Below are 16879 nucleotides of genomic sequence, written 5' to 3'. Positions count from 1 at the left end.
ATACCTAAGAAATGCTGGAAAGCTATGCAGGCATACCTTTATGCGCAAATAGCATGGGCAATAAAGAGAAAAGCCATACAGGCATACCTTTATGCACAAAAAGCATGGGCAGTAAAGAGGAAAGGTGGAAAAAATGGAAAACACATTTACAGTGCGTACAGACCTTGCGGTAGAAGAAAGAGAGAGTTTCCCGGGTGACGGCGGCGAAATATCGGGAGTGTCCCTGCGGGAGTGGCATCGGGCAGACAGCCATATAAAAATGACCGAGGTAAAAATTCTTGACGAGAAAGGTTCAAAAGCCATGGGAAAACCCATTGGGACCTATATTACCCTGGAGGCCGATGAACTTTCCATGAAAGACGAAGATTATCACAGAGAGGTTTCAGAGGAACTGGCAAACCAGATCGAACGCCTCCTTTCCGGGAAAAATTACCGGAAACCGGATTTTCATGTGCTGGTGGCCGGGCTTGGCAATGACTCCGTAACACCGGATTCCCTTGGACCCAGGGTCCTTAAAAATCTGCAGGTAACAAGGCATTTAAAAATCCAGTACGGAGATGATTTCTGGAAGGGAAGGACCATGCCTATAATCAGTGGGATTGTTCCTGGAGTCATGGCCCAGACAGGAATGGAAAGCGCCGAGATTTTAAAAGGGATTATAAAAGAAACAAAGCCGGATATCATCATTGCCATTGATGCGCTGGCAGCCAGAAGCGTAAAGCGGCTTGGAACCACCATACAGCTTACGAATACAGGGATCCACCCAGGCTCCGGAGTGGGAAATCACAGGCACAGCCTTACGTTTGACAGCCTGGGCGTGCCGGTCATGGCCATCGGAGTCCCTACTGTTGTAGGAGCGGCAGCCATTGTCCATGATACGGTTTCCGCCATGATAGGCGCTCTTTCAGAAAGCATGGAAACAAAGGGAATGGGGGACTTTATCGGAAAGCTGAACTCGGATGAGCAGTATGATCTGATCCGGGAATTGCTGGAGCCGGAATTCGGGCCAATGTATGTGACGCCTCCGGATATTGATGAAACAGTAAAGGAACTTAGTTTCACCATCTCCGAAGGAATCCATCTGGCATTTTTGGGACAGGAAGATTCGTAGTAAATGACAGGCATTCTGCATAGGATATTATGAATAATCTATGTGGGAAGGCGGTTATGAGGCGGAGAAACAAGGGAATTAACTGGTATATAAAAAAAATGATGCTTACAGTAAGCCTGGTACTGGCCGTTCTTCTCAGTATAAAAGAGGTTTCGGAAGCCGGAAAAAAGGCGGACTTTCATAAAGCGGAAAATTGGGCAAAAGAAGGGGCGGGTCTTGGGGCTTCCTATATCTGGAGGCACCAGTATCCGGCCGCAACATGGGAAGAAAAGGACCAGAAGGGCAACCAGTCCGGCACCCATGAAAGATCCATGATAAATGCTCTCTGTGATTTCCTTTTCAGCCAGTCCCCTCTTTACCGGTATGCCGGCAGCAGCGGCAAAGGGTCAACAGACTACGGGGAAGCGGATCCGGCTTATGAAGGATATCTGGAAAGCGGAAGATTTTATGAGGAACATAGCTTTCTTTTATATGACGGCGGTGAGGAAAGCGGTGAGGATGGAAGCATCAATGCGGGAACCCATAAGGCACAGCCGGCAGAGCAACCGCCTGCCGGGGGAGATAGGGCAGACAGCCAGGGACCGGAACAAAATCAGGCACCAGAGACCGGCCATGGGGGACCGGCGGATAAAGACCCTGCCATGACCTGTGCAACCAGCACCATATGGCCGATAGCAGGGACCCTATACCGCAAGGAGCAGCTGGCAGATTATGACTTCCTCATAAAGCATTTTTACAGCGTCCATACCTCCACAACGGCAGGCAGGGATTTAATGAAGTCAGATAAGTTCCTTTCCGAGGATTTTACCCTGGAGGGAGCAAACGATAAACCTCAGATTCTCATTTACCACACCCATTCCCAGGAGGAATTTGCAGATCACGGGCCGGATAATCCCGGTGCCACCGTAGTTGGAATCGGAAATTATCTTACGGAGCTTTTGACTGCAAAGGGCTACAATGTGATCCATGATACCTCGGTCTATGATCTGCAAAACGGTAAGCTGGACAGAAACAAAGCATATACTTATGCTCTGGATGGAATTACAGGAATCCTTCAGAAGAACCCCTCTATTGAGGTGATACTGGATGTCCACCGGGATGGGGTAAACGAGAATCTCCATATGGTAAACCAGGTCAATGGGAAACCAACAGCCCCCATTATGTTTTTTAATGGAGTCAGCCAGACGCCAAAAGGGACTATTGAATATCTTCCCAATCCTTATAGAGACCAGAATCTTGCTTTCAGCTTTCAGATGCAGCTTGATGCGGCGGCCTATTTTCCCAATCTGACCCGGAAAATATACATAAAAGGCCTTCGGTATAACCAGCATTTAAGGGCAAGATCTGCCCTGATCGAAGTAGGTGCCCAGACCAATACATACCAGGAAGCATTAAACGCCATGGAACCTCTGTCTGAAATTTTGGATATGGTGTTGCAGGGAAATTAAAAAAATGGTAATATGCTATCAGGAGTAACCGAATACAGGGTGGAACCTTCCCGCTTTTATGCCTTTATGCCATAACGAGAGGGGAGGTGGTGCCGGATATGTTTTCATTTGCAGATGTGCTATTATTTGCAACCTTTATCCTGGCCTTGCTGACTTACATAGATAAGTTAAAAAAATAGCCTACCCTGCTGCGAACAGGATAGGCGGTGTCCGTTAGGACATTGTACTGTTTTCTGGGAGCTTCCACCTTGTGTGGCGGTTATTCCTTTTGTGCTTTTAATATATCACACTGCGCATATTATTTCAAGGCTTAGTTTAGTCAAGGATTAGTTTATAAGCAGATCATTAAGAGTTATCCTCCTTTATAATAACGAGGGATCAAACTAAGCGGCTTTTGAGATACTAAAATGATACCGTTATTTTTAGCAAGGACAGCAAAACAAGCATTGCCGTTGTTTTTCCAACAGATTAGCGAGGAAAAACAACGCTATCAAGGTGGACAATCTTCTATTTTAATGGTATATTTTTAAAGATATCATAGTAATCTGGCGGATTATGCCCTTGGGATGGGGGCTGGCCGGAAAAACACCAGAAACATCAGAAAAGAGGAATTAAATATATGGCAGCTGCCCAGCAGAACAAGATACGCAATTTTTGTATTATCGCTCATATTGATCATGGAAAATCAACCCTTGCAGACAGGATTATAGAGAAGACAGGTTTGCTCACCAGCAGGGAAATGCAGTCCCAGGTCCTTGATAATATGGATTTGGAGCGGGAACGGGGAATTACCATTAAGGCCCAGGCAGTCCGGACCATTTACAAGGCCGGGAATGGCGAAGAATACATTTTTAACATGATTGACACCCCGGGTCATGTGGATTTTAACTATGAGGTTTCCAGAAGCCTTGCTGCCTGTGACGGAGCAATCCTGGTGGTGGATGCTTCCCAGGGAATCGAGGCACAGACACTGGCTAATGTTTATATGGCTCTGGACCACGATCTTGACGTATTTCCGGTTTTAAATAAAATCGATCTTCCAAGCGCAGAACCGGAGCGCGTGGTGGAGGAGATCGAAGATGTCATTGGGATTGAAGCCCAGGATGCTCCCAGGATTTCCGCAAAGACAGGAGAAAATGTGGAAGCAGTCCTGGATGCCATTGTTGAAAAGATCCCGGCTCCAAAGGGAGATCCGGATGCTCCCCTCCAGGCCCTGATTTTTGACTCCCTTTATGACTCCTATAAAGGTGTCATCGTTTTCTTCCGTGTAAAGGAGGGAACAGTGAAAAAGGGCGACAGGGTACGCATGATGGCCACCGGAGCCATAGAAGAGGTGGTGGAAGTAGGCTATTTCGGCGCAGGCCAGTTCCTCCCCTGTGAAGCATTAAGCGCCGGTATGGTAGGATATCTGACAGCCAGCATAAAGAATGTAAAGGAAACTGCAGTAGGTGATACCATTACCAATGCGGACCGGCCCTGCAAGAATCCGCTTCCAGGCTATAAGAAGGTGACCTCCATGGTTTACTGCGGCCTGTATCCTGCGGATGGAGCCCGCTATAACGATCTGCGGGATGCGTTGGAAAAGCTTCAGCTTAACGATGCTTCCCTGTTCTTTGAGCCGGAGACTTCTCTTGCCCTTGGCTTTGGTTTCCGATGCGGATTTTTAGGTCTCCTTCATCTGGAGGTCATTCAGGAGCGTCTGGAGCGGGAATATAATCTGGATCTGGTGACAACGGCACCCGGCGTTGTTTACCGTGTTTATAAAAAGAACGGCGAGAAGCTGGAGCTGACAAACCCTTCCAACCTGCCCGACCCAACGGAAATCGAATATATGGAAGAGCCAATTGTCAGCGCTGAGATCATGGTGACCACGGAATTTGTAGGCGCCATCATGACCCTTTGCCAGGAACGGAGAGGCGTGTATCTGGGCATGGAATACATGGAAGCTACCAGGGCACTCTTAAAATATGAGCTTCCTTTAAACGAGATCATTTATGATTTCTTTGATGCTTTAAAATCCCGTTCCAAGGGATATGCGTCCTTTGATTATGAATTAAAGGGCTACCAGAGATCTGAGCTTGTAAAGCTGGACATCCTGGTGAACAAGGAAGAAGTGGATGCCCTTTCCTTTATTGTCCACGCATTATCTGCCTATGACAGAGGCCGCAGGATGTGCGAAAAGCTAAAGGATGAGATTCCCAGACAGCTTTTTGAAATCCCCATCCAGGCGGCTATCGGCGGCAAGATCATTGCCCGTGAGACAGTGAAGGCCATGAGAAAGGACGTTCTTGCCAAATGTTATGGCGGTGATATTTCCCGTAAGAAAAAACTTCTTGAAAAGCAGAAAGAAGGTAAAAAACGTATGCGCCAGGTTGGTAACGTAGAGATACCACAGAAGGCATTTATGAGCGTACTGAAATTAGATGATGAATAAAAAAAGTCTTGAGATTTATGTGCATGTCCCGTTTTGTGCGCGTAAATGCGCTTACTGCGATTTCCTCTCATTTCCCGGAAACCAGCAGATGAAGCGGGAATATACAAAAAGGTTAATAGAAGAGATTAAATGCCAGAGTGCCAAAGTCAAAGAATACCAGGTGATCAGCGTATTCATAGGGGGAGGCACTCCTTCTATATTAAGTGTAGAGGACATGACAGCGGTTCTCCATTCTCTTAAGGAGGGATTTGATATCCTGGCTGATGCAGAGATCACCATGGAGGTAAACCCTGGTACGGTTACGGCTGAGTCCCTTTTCTGCTACAGAGAAGCAGGAGTGAACCGGATCAGCATGGGACTTCAGTCTGCGGATGACAAAGAGCTGCGCTATCTGGGCAGAATTCATACTTATGATGAATTCCTGAAAAGCTATCAGAGAGTCCGTATGGCAGGATTTGACAATGTGAATGTGGATTTGATCTCAGCAATTCCCGGGCAGACATTGGAATCATGGAAGAATACCTTAAAAAAGGTGACCATGCTGAAGCCGGAGCATATCTCTGCTTATAGCCTGATCGTGGAGCATGGAACTCCTTATTATGACCGGTATAAGGAAGATAGTAAGATGGAAAGCAAATCCCTGACACCGGAAGAAGCCTGTTGTCTTAAGTCCCTGCCGGATTTGCCGGATGAGGATACAGAGCGTGAAATGTATTACCTGACCAGGGGATTTCTGGCTGACCAGGGGTATGAACGGTATGAGATATCCAATTACTCCAAAAAGGGCTACGAGTGCAGGCATAACATCGGCTATTGGACAGGAGTGGAGTATCTGGGCTTAGGTCTGGGGTCTGCTTCCTATATGAATGGATGCCGTTTTCACAACACTCCTGTTTTCAATGAGTATTGCAGCGCCCGCCTGGATCAGGAGGAAGAATTTCAGAAAGTGCTTAGGCAGGAGTTTGAACAGCTGACAATAGAGGAGAAGATGGAAGAGTACATGTTTCTGGGACTGCGTCTGACGAAAGGTGTCTCGGCCCAGGGATTTGTCAGCAGCTTTGGCCACAACATCAGGAATGTTTATGGTATGGTGCTGGATGCGATGGAAGAAGAAGGCCTTATGGAGTTTAAAAACGGATATTACCGCCTGACGTACAGGGGGATCGACATCAGTAACTATGTCATGAGCCGGTTCCTGGCATAAGCCGGAGCCGTATGCTGAAAGGAAAGGGGTAAACGGTATCCTAATGGTAAGACACAGAAAAAGACGCTGTGTTTAACGATTAGAGTGCCGTTTACCCCTTTCTTTCCGGGATACAGTGCTATTGAACGAGATATACTTCCACACTTCTGGAGCCATAGGCGCGGGTTTCTCCATGGGTGTTGAAGAAAATATCAATGTGGTTTCCCTTGACCCCGCCTCCGCAATCCTCTGCCGTATAGATGACTCCGTTTATCATGATGCGGCTGCCATAGGGAATGACCCTTGGATCAACAGAAATGGTATGGTTTGCGGTTGCAATGGTTCCTGTGCTGGTACGTCCTCCCCAGCCTCCGGAGCACTTCCGGCAGGGACAGTAGGCAGTGGTTTTAAATGCGCCCAGGGAACGGAGATTAGAGCTGCTGTTTTGAAGGCTGGCGGCAGCGGCAGCGCCGACTCCATGAACTCTGGTACCGGAGAGCTTCTGGCCGGCTGTATAGGCCTCTACCAGGTAAGTGCCGTCTCCATAGGAATTCCAGGAGACCGGTATTTCAAAACCATAATTTCCGGTTCCGTTGAATACCAGATCCTCCCGGTACTTGGAGGCAGCAGTGGTAAGCTCTGCCACGATCTGCCCGTTTGACTGATTGGTAATGACAATCTTTACTTCTGCCGCAGAGCTGGGATCAGAGTTGTTAATGGCCCAGCCTCTGACACTGCTTTCGTCTGCATTGTCAATAATACCTGCTGTCTGGGCTGCCAGGGTATTCCATGCACTTATTAGGAAAAATGCCATCATTAGTAAGGTTCCTAAGAACCAGTGAATTCGTTTTGTTCTTTGCATATTACAAATACTTCCTTTCTTTCTTACAAACTGTAACATATTTTAAATATATTTATAATTATATGTAACAGAATTGTAATAAATGAGGTACAAGTAATCATTTTACACATTTTTCCAAATTTGTCAAGGTTAAGACGAAAAAAAAGCCGCAGAACAGTGAAGTGATTCGCTGTTCTGCGGTGTCATATGGCATTTCCTACCGTTCAATGACTGCAAATAATTCTTTTGTTTGTCTTCCAAAATTCAATGCTTCTGTACGGGTTGCGAAGAAAATATCTACTTTGTTTCCTTTCACGCTGCTTCCGATGTCCTCAACGGTATAGACGATGCCGTCAATCATGACCTTTGTTCCAAGAGGAAGGATCGTGATATCCGCGGATATGGTATGCTGCGGCTGCGGAATTGTTCCGGAATAGGTCCGGCACTGTTTGCCGGAGTTTTCGCTGTTCGGACAGTATGCAGTGGCGGAGAAGAGCCCCAGGGATTCTCCTTTTTCATAAACCGGCTTTGCCGGCTCTTCCGGTTTTTCCGGCTCGGTCGCTTTTTTCTTAATGCCAGGTCCGATTTCCCCAGAAACCGTCTCGGTACTGGCTGATGCCGTCTGGCTTTCCGTTTCGGTTTGTATGGTTTGGTGATCCGTTCCAGCGCTTTCGGACTGTACTTGATTCACAGTTTGGTCTTTTCCCGTAGTCTCAGCTGCAAGTGCAGTTGTAGACAACAGCAGGATACAAAGAAGTGTCAGGAATCCTGTGATACTCTTTTTCCCTGAAAAACTATTCATAATTTACCTCCAAATGGATCAAGGGGATATGCTTGCATATCCAGCTGGCGCCCGGCAAAGCGGGGCACGCTGTTCACAAGCTTAAGGTTGTAAGAAGTTTTTCTTTTAACCGGCCTCTTAATCGTGTTGTTATGGTGTCTTATTTACCATTATATTACAAAAGTGTTAAATGTCAAGAAAAAAATGTCAATAGCTTTGTAATATTTAATAGATAATTGAGGAAAAATGTACAAGCAGGTCACAAAAACTTCACCAAAAAATTTTACAGGAATGTATTGACAAAAGTAGAAAAAAAGAATATATTATGAAAAGAAGATGTTAGCACTCCCAAACGTTGAGTGCTAACAAAAAAAGACTCAGAAAGGAAGTGGGGCAGTTTGAGTGACAGGGATCAGTTGGATGAGCGAAAAGTAACTATATTAAAAGCCATCATCAAAACTTATCTGGAGACCGGAGAGCCGGTAGGTTCCCGTACCATATCAAAGTATACGGATTTGCACTTAAGCTCTGCTACCATCCGAAATGAGATGTCTGATCTGGAGGAGCTGGGATATATTGTTCAGCCCCATACCTCCGCTGGAAGGATTCCTTCTGACAGGGGTTACCGCTTTTATGTGGACCAGATCATGCAGGAAAAAGAAGAGGAAGTCACTGAAATCAAAGATATGATGTTAAAGCGGGTGGATAGGGTAGAGCTCTTATTAAAGCAGATGGCAAAGCTTCTTGCACAGAACACCAATTACGCGGCAATGATCAGCGCACCCCAGTACCACCGGAACAAACTGAAGTTCATTCAGCTTTCCAAGGTTGATGATGAAAAGCTTCTTTTGGTAATTGTGGTGGAAGGCAATATTATTAAGAACACCATGATACCCATTCATACGGAATTAGATGACGAAGGACTTCTGAATCTTAACATTCTTCTTAACAATGCCCTTAACGGGCTGACCATAGAGGAGATCAATCTTGAAGTGATCAGCAGGATGAAAGTTCAGGCAGGGTCCCACTGTGATGTGGTGGACCGGGTTCTCACCGAGGTGGCCGCAGCCATCCGGGGGGATGATGAAGACCTTCAGATTTATACCAGCGGTGCTACGAACATTTTCAAGTATCCGGAGTTAAGCGATGGTGAAAGGGCCAGTAAGCTTATCGGTACGCTGGAACAGAAGGATCTTTTACAGGGGTTGATCGATGATGTGAACAGTTCGGAGAGCGGATCCGGAATCCAGGTATATATTGGCGATGAGGCTCCTGTTAAGACAATGAAGGACTGCAGCATTGTAACCGCCAACTATGAACTGGGGGAAGGCTTAAGAGGTACCATTGGAATCATTGGTCCGAAACGGATGGATTATGAAAAGGTACTCAGCACATTGCGCAATCTCATGACGCAGCTGGATACCATTTTGAAAAAAGATGAAAGGTAAAGGGTAGAGCATTGAGCATGGAAGATGTGAAAACAGATGAGAATCTGGCAGACGAAACTGTTTATACAGAGGATGCCGTTTCCGCTGAAAAAGAAATAGAAGGCGCAGAAGCCTGCGGGGATAATGGAACCCAGGAAAATGTTCCGGAGGAAGAAACGGCTGCAGAGGATTCCAAAGAAGAATCCGGGAAAAAGGGCCTTTTCGGAAAAAAGAAAGAGAAAAAAGACCCAAGGGATGAAAAAATAGAGGAACTGACAGACCGCCTGCAGCGGTCCATGGCTGAATTTGATAATTACCGCAAGAGAACAGAAAAAGAAAAATCAGCCATGTTTGAAATCGGAGCAAAGGATATTGTTGAGCGCATCCTTCCGGTAGTTGATAATTTTGAAAGAGGCCTTGCAGCCATTTCAGAGGAGGAAAAAAAAGCTCCTTTTGCTGATGGAATGGAAATGATATACAAACAGCTTATGAAAACCCTGGAAGAGGCCGGTGTAAAACCGATTGAAGCAGTAGGAAAGCCGTTTGATCCTGATTTCCATAATGCGGTAATGCATATTGAAGATGAATCACTGGGTGAGAATATAATCTCCCAGGAGCTCCAGAAGGGTTATACCTACCGCGACACCGTGGTAAGGCATTCCATGGTGCAGGTGGCTAATTAGTTATATGGCATCAGGAAACATAAAATTGGTAATCATTTATTTTTGTTTATTAAATAGGAGGAAAAAACTATGGGCAAGATCATTGGTATTGACTTAGGTACAACAAATAGCTGTGTAGCCGTTATGGAAGGCGGTAAACCAGTTGTAATTCCCAACAGCGAAGGCGTAAGAACCACACCATCCGTTGTTGCATTTACTAAAAACGGAGAGAGGCTTGTAGGTGAGCCTGCAAAGCGTCAGGCAGTAACAAACTCTGACCGCACCATCTCTTCCATCAAAAGACATATAGGCACGGACTACAAGGTGGCTATTGACGGAAAGAATTACAGCCCTCAGGAAATTTCTGCCATGATTCTTCAGAAATTAAAGGCAGATGCAGAGGCTTATTTAGGAGAAAAAGTAACCGAAGCGGTTATTACCGTACCGGCATATTTTAACGACGCACAGCGTCAGGCAACCAAGGATGCCGGTAAGATTGCAGGCCTTGACGTAAAGCGTATTATCAACGAGCCGACAGCAGCAGCTCTGGCTTATGGACTTGATAATGAAAAAGAGCAGAAGATCATGGTATATGACTTAGGCGGCGGTACTTTTGATGTTTCCATCATTGAAATCGGCGACGGCGTCATCGAAGTTCTTTCCACCAACGGCGATACCCGTCTGGGCGGTGATGATTTCGATAACCGCGTGACTCAGTGGATGGTAGATGAATTCAAGAAGGCAGAAGGCGTTGATTTATCCGGCGACAAGATGGCAATGCAGAGATTAAGAGAAGCTGCTGAAAAGGCAAAGAAGGAATTATCCTCCGCTACCACAACCAACATCAACCTTCCGTTTATCACTGCTACCTCTGAAGGTCCAAAGCATCTGGATATGAATCTGACCAGAGCAAAGTTTGATGAGCTGACAGCAGATCTGATCGAGCGCACTGCGATCCCGGTACAGAATGCATTAAAGGATGCCGGCATTACTGCTGCTGAGTTAGGAAAAGTATTGTTAGTAGGCGGATCTACCCGTATGCTGGCTGCACAGGAAAAAGTAAAACAGCTGACAGGCAAGGAGCCTTCTAAATCCCTGAACCCGGATGAATGTGTTGCCATCGGCGCCAGCATCCAGGGCGGAAAGCTTGCAGGTGATGCAGGTGCAGGCGATATCCTGCTTCTGGACGTAACTCCCCTTTCCTTATCCATTGAGACCATGGGCGGCGTTGCTACCAGATTAATTGAAAGAAATACGACTATCCCCACAAAGAAGAGCCAGATCTTCTCCACAGCGGCTGACAACCAGACAGCGGTTGACATCCACGTGGTACAGGGTGAAAGACAGTTTGCAAGAGATAACAAGACCTTAGGCCAGTTCCGTCTGGATGGAATTCCTCCTGCAAGAAGAGGCGTTCCTCAGATCGAGGTTACCTTTGATATCGATGCCAACGGTATCGTAAATGTTTCCGCTAAGGATTTGGGAACAGGCAAGGAACAGCATATTACCATTACTTCCGGCTCCAACATGTCTGATTCTGATATTGATAAGGCAGTTAAGGAAGCGGCTGAATACGAGGCTCAGGATAAGAAGCGCAAGGAAGGCATTGACGCAAGAAACGATGCAGACTCCATGGTATTCCAGACAGAGAAAGCTCTGCAGGAAGTAGGAGATAAGATCGATGCAAACGATAAGGCATCTGTGGAAGCGGACTTAAATGCATTGAAAGAGGCCATAGGCAGAGCTCCTATTGATGAGATGACTGATGCTCAGATCGAAGACATCAAGGCCGGCAAAGAAAAACTGATGAACAGTGCTCAGGCTTTATTTGCAAAAGTTTATGAGCAGGCCCAGGCTCAGGGCGGTGCCCAGGGCGCAGGCCCTGACATGGGAGCGGAAAATGCTTCCTACCAGGACAGCGATGTAGTTGACGGAGATTACAAAGAGGTGTAAACTAGTCTGGTCAGTAGACAGGACTTTGGGAAAAGTGTTGTAGCGATACAGCACTTTTTCCCAGTTGCTTTAATCTATGAAAGGTAGACCTAAGATGGCAGAGAGTAAAAAAGATTATTATGAAACCCTGGGTATTCCAAAGGATGCGGATGATGCAGCCATTAAGAAGGCTTACAGGGTATTAGCTAAGAAATACCATCCTGACACAAATCCCGGAGATGCCGCAGCTGCTGAGAAGTTTAAGCAGGCTTCCGAGGCCTACAGTGTCCTTAGCGATCCTGATAAAAGACGCCAGTATGACCAGTTCGGTTCTGCTGCCTTTGACGGAAGCGGAGGAGCAGGCGGCTTTGGCGGCTTCGATTTCAGCGGAGCAGACATGGGAGATATTTTCGGAGATATTTTCGGAGATATCTTTGGCGGAGGACGAAGAAGCAGCGCCCAGTACAATGGGCCATCTAGGGGAGCAAATGTCAGAACCAGCATCCGCATCACCTTTGAGGATGCGATTTTCGGCTGCGAGAAGGAGATTGAGATCAATTTTAAGGAAGAGTGTTCCTCCTGCCACGGAAGCGGTGCAAAAGCGGGGACCTCACCGGTTACATGTCCGAAATGTAATGGAAAAGGAAAGATCATGTATACCCAGCAATCCTTCTTCGGCCAGATACAGAATGTTCAGACTTGTCCGGACTGCGGAGGCAGCGGGAAAATCATTAAGGAAAAATGCCCGGACTGCTATGGCAGCGGATACAATACAAAAAGAAAGAAATTTAAAGTTACCATTCCGGCAGGAATTGACAACGGACAGTCCGTGCGCCTTGCAGGTGCAGGAGAGCCGGGAACCAATGGCGGAGAGAGAGGCGATCTGCTGGTAGAGGCAGTGGTATCCAACCATCCGATTTTCAAACGCCAGGATACCAGCATTTTCTCAACAGTACCCGTTTCCTTTGCCAAAGCTGCCTTAGGCGGAACCATCCGGATCAAGACTGTGGATGGGGAAGTGGAATACGAAGTAAAGGCGGGAACTCAGACTGATACCAAGGTACGCTTAAAAGGAAAGGGTGTCCCTTCCTTGCGCAACCGGGCCATTCGCGGCGACCATTTTGTTACTTTGGTGGTTTCAGTGCCCGAACGCATGACAGAGGCTCAAAAAGAGGCGCTTCGTAAGTTTGACGAAGCCATGAACGGCACAGGCGAAGGCGACAAACATAAAAAAAAGGGAATCTTTAAATAAGGATTCCGGAAGATACATGGTTTTAAATGGAGGGGAAGGTATGGGAAGGCTTGCAAAAAAACTGGCACTGACAGTTGCTGTTATGTGGATAGCGGTTCTGTTTCCGGCTGCCGTCATGGCCGCAGACGGGCAGACTGTCCGGGAGTTTCCCGGCTGGAACGGTTCAGGTACAAAAATCAAAGGGCCTGTTGAGGGAAGTGAATCTTTTGACTACTGGGACGATGATGATGATGACGACGGCCCAGGCAGCTATAGCTGCCAGAGAGGCTGGCGCTACAGCCCTTCCGGCTGGTGGTTTCAATACAGTGACGGAAGCTGGCCATCTAACTGCTGGAAGTATATCGATGGCAGATGGTACCGGTTTAATTGGGAGGGCCATATGCTGACCGGGTGGTATGCAGATGAGGGAGGTCTTAAGTATTACTTAAATCCGGTGGATGACGGTACAATGGGTGCTATGAGAATAGGCTGGCAGATCATTGGCGGAAAAGCTTATTACTTTAATACCATGTCCGATGGCCATCTGGGAAGGCTGCTTACAAATACGACCACTCCTGACGGATATAAGGTGGGAGCTGACGGCGCATGGATTCAGTAAACTTGATTGAATGTTTTTAAAAGGTATGGCGGAAATTTTCTGCCGTACCTTTTCTTTCATTTGATTTTTATTTTTCCGGATCGTATTTTTCGTCCCGGGGCCAGGGAGATGAATCATTTTTTGCAAATGAGGAAGAGTTGGCAATCTGTCAGGAAGCAGTTTTAGAGGCAAAAAGAGATATTGATCATTAGATGGAAAACAATAAAAGATGAAACAGAAAGCTTTCATTGTAAAAAAGCAGGAGACGCACCTGACGGCTGAAATGCTTCAGCCATGAGGTGCGTCCCCTGTTTTTCATTACAAATGTTTTTTGCTTTGTAATTTGTGAAAATAGTTCCTGTTTCAATTCCAATCGCTCAGGCGGGTGTGATGGGGTGTAATGCATCAAGGAATTTCGTTTACTTGATATTTTTTTGCCCTTGCGACCGGAACGAAACAAAAGTTATTCTCATCCGTTCAATTAGTTAATGCATCAGCTACAGATTTTATTGCATCTTTTTTAAAAAAAATTATTTTTTTTGTAAAAGATGAAATAACCCTTCAAATTTCGTTGATGTTAGATGCTTGCAAGGGATTTCATTGTATGTTATGATATTTTGTGGTTTAAAGCTGAAAGAACTTCGTTCCTATACTATAATAAGAAAATCCGGCTCCCGGATGCCAAGGAAAGGAAAACGCCTATGTACCAATATCTGATCGTATGCCCTCTTGTTTTTCTGGCAGGATTTGTGGACTCCATAGCAGGAGGCGGAGGACTTATATCCCTTCCCGCATATCTGGCAGCAGGGGTGCCTCCTCATTTGGCCATTGGGACCAATAAACTGGGTTCCACCATGGGAACCGTGATCTCTACGGCCAGGTATGCGAAGGGCGGCTACATTAAAGCAAAGCTGTCTCTGCTTGCCGCACTTTTTGCTGTGGTCGGCTCTGTAATCGGAGCGCATTTATCCATGCTTGCCAGTGAGCGGGTATTAAAAGGCATGATGCTGGCGGTACTCCCGGTTGTTGCTTTTTATGTTCTCAGGAATAAAAACCTGGGAGATCAGGAGGAAGGCAGTCTGCCTGAGAAAAAGATGCTTTTAATCAGCATATGTGCAGCGCTGATCATTGGAGGCTATGACGGATTTTATGGACCAGGGACGGGAACCTTCTTACTGCTTATTCTGACCGGATTAGCCAAAATGGATGTCAGGAGTGCATCAGGTACCACGAAAGTGATCAATTTATCCTCCAACATTGCAGCATTGGTGACTTTTTTAATAAATGGAAAGGTTTTGATTCCCTTAGGACTGGCGTCAGGACTATTCTGTATTGCAGGCCATTATATCGGATCAGGTCTTGTAGTGAAAAATGGATTAAAGATTGTGCGCCCGGTAGTTTTAGTGGTGCTTTTGTGTTTATTTGTAAAAATTATAAAAGGATAGGGAATTGCTATGAAATGGAAGAAATTTACGCTGACCACAACCACAGAGGCCGTGGATTTAGTCAGCAGCATGTTTGATGAAATCGGAATAGAAGGAATTGAAATCGAAGATAATATCCCTCTTACGGAAGCAGAGACAAAAGGCATGTTTATCGACATTCTGCCGGAGCTTCCGCCGGATGAGGGTGTTGCAAAGGTCAGCTTTTATCTGGAACCGGATTCAGATATCCAGGGCATGCTACAGCGTGTGGAAGAAGGGCTTTCCGAGCTTTCCATGTTCACGGATTTAGGGGAATGTACCATAGAGTCCGGTGAGACAGAGGATAAGGACTGGATCAATAACTGGAAACAGTATTTTAAGCCGTTTACCGTGGATGATATCCTGATTAAACCTACCTGGGAGGAAATCCCGGAGGAGCACAAGGACAAGCTTTTAATTGAGATCGATCCGGGAACTGCCTTTGGAACCGGACAGCATGAGACGACCCAGCTTTGTATCCGTCAGCTGCAAAAATACGTGACACCGGAGACAACCCTCCTTGATGTGGGAACCGGAAGCGGAATTCTTGGGATCACTGCCTTAAAGCTGGGGGCAAAAGAGGTGTTTGGAACAGACCTTGATGAAAATGCCATTGCTGCTGTTAAGGAAAATATGGAAGCCAATGATATTCCTGTGGATAAGTTTCAGGTATTGCAGGGTAATATTATTAATGACAGGGCAATACAGGAGAAAGCAGGCTTTGAAAAATACGATGTGGTGGCAGCCAATATCCTGGCGGACATCATCATCCTGCTTCAGAAGGAAATTTCTGTCCATATGAAAAAAGACGCTGTTTTCATTACTTCCGGCATCATTAACATGAAGGAAGAAGCGGTGAAAAAAGCATTTGAGGAAAATGATGCCTTTGAGTTTGTGGAAACCACTTATCAGGGCGAATGGGTCTCTATAACGGTCAGAAAGAAATAGGAAGAGGGCGCCTTCCAGGCATACCTTTATGTCCAAAGAACATGGACAAGAAAGAGGAAACAGAATGTATCACTTTTTTGTTAATCCGGATCAGATCGGAGATTCAGTAATCCGGATCATGGGGCCGGATGTGAACCATATTAAAAATGTCCTGCGCATGGGCGCCGGGGAACAGATTTTAATCAGCAATGGGGTAGACAAAGATTACCTGTGTGAGATAACCTGCGTGGCTTCTTTGGAAGTGACGGCTAAAATCCTGTCTGTAGATGAGGGAGGCGCCGAGCTTCCTGCAAGGCTCTATCTGTTTCAGGGGCTGCCAAAGGGCGACAAGATGGAGTTAATCATACAGAAGGCCGTAGAGCTTGGAGTACACAGGATCATCCCGGTGGAGACCAGACGGGCCGTGGTACGGCTGGATAAAAAGAAGGAAGAATCAAAGCTTCGCCGCTGGAGGGCAGTATCTGAAAGCGCTGCCAAGCAGTCCAAGCGGCTTGTTATACCGGAGGTGTCCGGTGTCATGTCGTTTCAGGAAGCTCTGGCCTTTGCAAAAGAGCTTGAGATAACAGTCATTCCATTTGAACATGCAAAGGATATGGCAGAGACAAAAGAAATCCTGTCCGGTATTAAACCTGGAATGAGCGCAGGGATATTTATCGGACCGGAGGGCGGCTTTGAAGATTCTGAAGTGGAGCTTGCAAAGAGTTTTGGTGCAAAACCCATTACCCTGGGAAAACGGATTCTGAGGACGGAAACTGCCGGCCTTGCCATTGTATCCGTGCTGGCTTTCCAGCTGGAAGGCTGATGGGGGCCGGGAAACCAC

At 46.4% G+C, this 16879-nt stretch carries 14 protein-coding genes; 12 read left to right on the top strand and 2 right to left on the bottom strand.

Features of this window, described 5'->3' with window-relative positions:
- Positions 1–133 precede the first annotated feature (133 nt).
- From gpr to hemW, 4 genes are all read left to right on the top strand, one after another.
- The gene (gene gpr / locus ABFV83_RS12895; RefSeq protein WP_349944354.1) at positions 134–1111 is read left to right on the top strand and encodes a GPR endopeptidase; all 978 of its coding nucleotides are present in this window, start codon (positions 134–136) and stop codon (positions 1109–1111) included.
- Between the two features lie 56 nt (positions 1112–1167).
- Entirely contained in the window at positions 1168–2559 is a 1392-nt protein-coding gene (locus ABFV83_RS12890) for a stage II sporulation protein P (protein WP_349944352.1), read from the top strand.
- A gap of 619 nt (positions 2560–3178) precedes the next feature.
- Positions 3179–4993, top strand: coding sequence for a translation elongation factor 4 (gene lepA, locus ABFV83_RS12885; protein ID WP_349944350.1), 1815 nt, complete (start codon positions 3179–3181; stop codon positions 4991–4993).
- On the top strand, positions 4983–6197 hold the full coding sequence (gene hemW / locus ABFV83_RS12880) for a radical SAM family heme chaperone HemW (RefSeq protein WP_349944348.1): 1215 nt from the start codon (positions 4983–4985) through the stop codon (positions 6195–6197). Before lepA ends, hemW begins: the two co-directional genes overlap by 11 nt.
- Before the next feature lie 118 nt (positions 6198–6315).
- On the opposite strand, the gene ABFV83_RS12875 is transcribed toward hemW, so the two are convergent.
- Both ABFV83_RS12875 and ABFV83_RS12870 read right to left on the bottom strand, forming a co-directional pair.
- The gene (locus ABFV83_RS12875) at positions 6316–7038 is read right to left on the bottom strand and encodes a 3D domain-containing protein (RefSeq protein WP_349944346.1); all 723 of its coding nucleotides are present in this window, start codon (positions 7036–7038) and stop codon (positions 6316–6318) included.
- Positions 7039–7234: 196 nt separating this feature from the next.
- On the bottom strand, positions 7235–7819 hold the full coding sequence (locus ABFV83_RS12870; RefSeq protein ID WP_349944344.1) for a 3D domain-containing protein: 585 nt from the start codon (positions 7817–7819) through the stop codon (positions 7235–7237).
- 377 nt (positions 7820–8196) lie between these two features.
- Here ABFV83_RS12870 and hrcA point away from each other — a divergent pair, with 377 nt between their 5' ends.
- From hrcA to ABFV83_RS12830, 8 genes are all read left to right on the top strand, one after another.
- Positions 8197–9246, top strand: coding sequence for a heat-inducible transcriptional repressor HrcA (gene hrcA, locus ABFV83_RS12865; RefSeq protein ID WP_349944343.1), 1050 nt, complete (start codon positions 8197–8199; stop codon positions 9244–9246).
- 17 nt (positions 9247–9263) lie between these two features.
- On the top strand, positions 9264–9908 hold the full coding sequence (grpE, locus tag ABFV83_RS12860; protein WP_349944341.1) for a nucleotide exchange factor GrpE: 645 nt from the start codon (positions 9264–9266) through the stop codon (positions 9906–9908).
- A gap of 69 nt (positions 9909–9977) precedes the next feature.
- Positions 9978–11840 carry a molecular chaperone DnaK gene (gene dnaK, locus ABFV83_RS12855; protein ID WP_349944340.1) on the top strand — a complete coding sequence of 621 codons (1863 nt, stop codon included), beginning with the start codon at positions 9978–9980 and terminating at the stop codon, positions 11838–11840.
- Positions 11841–11934: 94 nt separating this feature from the next.
- Positions 11935–13071, top strand: a complete 1137-nt coding sequence (gene dnaJ, locus ABFV83_RS12850) for a molecular chaperone DnaJ (RefSeq protein ID WP_349944338.1) — start codon at positions 11935–11937, stop codon at positions 13069–13071.
- A 40-nt stretch (positions 13072–13111) separates the two neighbouring features.
- Positions 13112–13669: a glucan-binding protein gene (locus ABFV83_RS12845; RefSeq protein ID WP_349944337.1), complete on the top strand. Its 558-nt coding sequence runs from the start codon at positions 13112–13114 to the stop codon at positions 13667–13669.
- 680 nt (positions 13670–14349) lie between these two features.
- Positions 14350–15093, top strand: a complete 744-nt coding sequence (locus tag ABFV83_RS12840; protein ID WP_349944335.1) for a TSUP family transporter — start codon at positions 14350–14352, stop codon at positions 15091–15093.
- 9 nt (positions 15094–15102) lie between these two features.
- The gene (prmA, locus tag ABFV83_RS12835) at positions 15103–16059 is read left to right on the top strand and encodes a 50S ribosomal protein L11 methyltransferase (protein WP_349944333.1); all 957 of its coding nucleotides are present in this window, start codon (positions 15103–15105) and stop codon (positions 16057–16059) included.
- A 64-nt stretch (positions 16060–16123) separates the two neighbouring features.
- Complete coding sequence (locus ABFV83_RS12830) at positions 16124–16861, top strand: 16S rRNA (uracil(1498)-N(3))-methyltransferase (RefSeq protein ID WP_349944332.1); 738 nt, start codon at positions 16124–16126, stop codon at positions 16859–16861.
- The last annotated feature ends 18 nt before the right edge of the window (positions 16862–16879 follow it).

The organism is Lacrimispora sp. BS-2 (assembly GCF_040207125.1).
Classification (GTDB): Bacteria; Bacillota; Clostridia; order Lachnospirales; family Lachnospiraceae; genus Lacrimispora.
The sequence above is the reverse complement of the archived record's forward strand: the minus strand, read 5'-3'. Positions and strand labels throughout refer to the sequence as shown.

Coding starts and splice junctions, on each gene's coding strand:
- hemW (WP_349944348.1), top strand. CDS start 4,983: ATGATGAATAAAAAAAGTCTTGAGATTTATGTGCATGTCCCGTTTTGT.
- grpE (WP_349944341.1), top strand. CDS start 9,264: ATGGAAGATGTGAAAACAGATGAGAATCTGGCAGACGAAACTGTTTAT.
- ABFV83_RS12840 (WP_349944335.1), top strand. CDS start 14,350: ATGTACCAATATCTGATCGTATGCCCTCTTGTTTTTCTGGCAGGATTT.
- prmA (WP_349944333.1), top strand. CDS start 15,103: ATGAAATGGAAGAAATTTACGCTGACCACAACCACAGAGGCCGTGGAT.
- ABFV83_RS12830 (WP_349944332.1), top strand. CDS start 16,124: ATGTATCACTTTTTTGTTAATCCGGATCAGATCGGAGATTCAGTAATC.
- gpr (WP_349944354.1), top strand. CDS start 134: ATGGAAAACACATTTACAGTGCGTACAGACCTTGCGGTAGAAGAAAGA.
- ABFV83_RS12890 (WP_349944352.1), top strand. CDS start 1,168: ATGAGGCGGAGAAACAAGGGAATTAACTGGTATATAAAAAAAATGATG.
- ABFV83_RS12845 (WP_349944337.1), top strand. CDS start 13,112: ATGGGAAGGCTTGCAAAAAAACTGGCACTGACAGTTGCTGTTATGTGG.
- ABFV83_RS12875 (WP_349944346.1), bottom strand. CDS start 7,038: ATGCAAAGAACAAAACGAATTCACTGGTTCTTAGGAACCTTACTAATG.
- ABFV83_RS12870 (WP_349944344.1), bottom strand. CDS start 7,819: ATGAATAGTTTTTCAGGGAAAAAGAGTATCACAGGATTCCTGACACTT.
- dnaJ (WP_349944338.1), top strand. CDS start 11,935: ATGGCAGAGAGTAAAAAAGATTATTATGAAACCCTGGGTATTCCAAAG.
- dnaK (WP_349944340.1), top strand. CDS start 9,978: ATGGGCAAGATCATTGGTATTGACTTAGGTACAACAAATAGCTGTGTA.
- lepA (WP_349944350.1), top strand. CDS start 3,179: ATGGCAGCTGCCCAGCAGAACAAGATACGCAATTTTTGTATTATCGCT.